A 1321-nucleotide genomic window follows, 5' to 3' on the forward strand; every position below is an offset into this window, starting at 1 on the left:
GCGGCAGATCTGGGCGCGGACGGTCGACGGCACCGTGCTGCCGGTCCGGGCCGTGCACGCCGCGCAGTCGCTGGGCTTCCTGCGGCCCGGTGCCCACCCGCAGATCCTGTCCTGCGGCTCCTGGTTGCGGCTGCGCACGCCCTACGGTTCCGTCGCGGTCCGGCGGGCCGGACGTCTCGGCGGCCTGGGCGTCGGCGTCGCCTGACGCGTCCCGCCGACGCGTCCCGCCGCCGCGTTCCATCAGATGCGTCCCGCCCGATGCCCTGCGTCCGCGCGGCCTGCCCCGGCATCGGCCGGAGGTCGCTTCCCCTTCCGGGGGCCGCTCGGACGGTTCCGCGCCCGGCGACGGGGTCAGAACCGCGGACGGGTTCCGTCAGGCGGTCGTGGAGGCCGTTCCGTCGTCCGGGTGGACCGTGATGTGGTCGGCCTGGAGTTCCAGGGCCACCCGGTCGCGCATGTCGAGCGCCTTGGTGTACTCGGCGGGCAGCTGGAGGCGGCCCGCCCGGTCCAGGGTCGCGTACTCCCGGGAGACCAGGCGCTCGTGACCGGTGGCCTGGTCCAGTTCGCTGCGGCGCAGCACCTCCGTGGCGGTGCGGCCGTCGCGGATCGCCACGGTGCGACGGACCTCGTCGGCGACCGCCTTGTCGTGGGTGACGATCACCACCGTGGTGCCCAGCCGCTCGTTGGCGGTGCGGAAGGCGCCGAAGATCTGCTCCGCCGTCCGGGAGTCCAGCTCGCCGGTGGGCTCGTCGGCCAGCAGCACCGCCGGGTTGTTGGCCAGCGCCACCGCGATGGCCACCCGCTGCTGCTGGCCGCCGGAGAGTTCGTGCGGGCGGCGGTCGCCCAGGTCGGCGACGTCGAGCATGGAGAGCAGTTCCATGGCCCGTTCCGCCTGGTCCCGGCGGCGGGCCCGGACCCCGCGCAGCCGCATCGGCAGGGTGACGTTCTGCGCGGCCGTCAGGTAGGGCAGCAGGTTGCGGGCGGTCTGCTGCCAGACGAAGCCGACGACCTCGCGCCGGTAGGCCAGACGGGCGCGGGCGTTCATGGCGAGCAGGTCGTGCCCCGCGACCCGCGCCGTGCCGGCGGTCGGCGTGTCCAGGCCGGACAGGATGTTCATCAGCGTGGACTTGCCGCTGCCGGACGCGCCGACCAGGGCCATCAGCTCGCCCTCGCGGACCAGCAGGTCGAGGCCCTGGAGCGCCTGCACCTCGACCCCGCCGACCGAGAAGATGCGCACCAGCCGGTCGCAGGTGATCAGCGCGTCGTGGCCGTAGGCGGGCCGTTCGCGGTCGGCCGTGACCCGGTGCGCCAGGTCGGCGAG

1 protein-coding gene and 1 pseudogene are annotated in these 1321 nt (G+C 74.9%); one reads left to right on the forward strand and one right to left on the reverse strand.

Features of this window, described 5'->3' with window-relative positions; genetic code table 11:
* Positions 1-205 (forward strand): annotated as a pseudogene (locus HW445_RS31230) (hypothetical protein); the annotation flags it as partial.
* 168 nt (positions 206-373) lie between these two features.
* Here the strand turns inward: HW445_RS31230 and HW445_RS31235 are convergent.
* Positions 374-1321 (reverse strand): ABC transporter ATP-binding protein (locus tag HW445_RS31235; RefSeq protein WP_257231416.1); only part of this gene is annotated, 948 nt, incomplete at its 5' end.

The sequence above is a fragment of the Streptomyces sp. UH6 genome (assembly GCF_013421635.1).
Lineage (GTDB): Bacteria > Actinomycetota > Actinomycetes > Streptomycetales > Streptomycetaceae > Streptomyces > Streptomyces abyssomicinicus.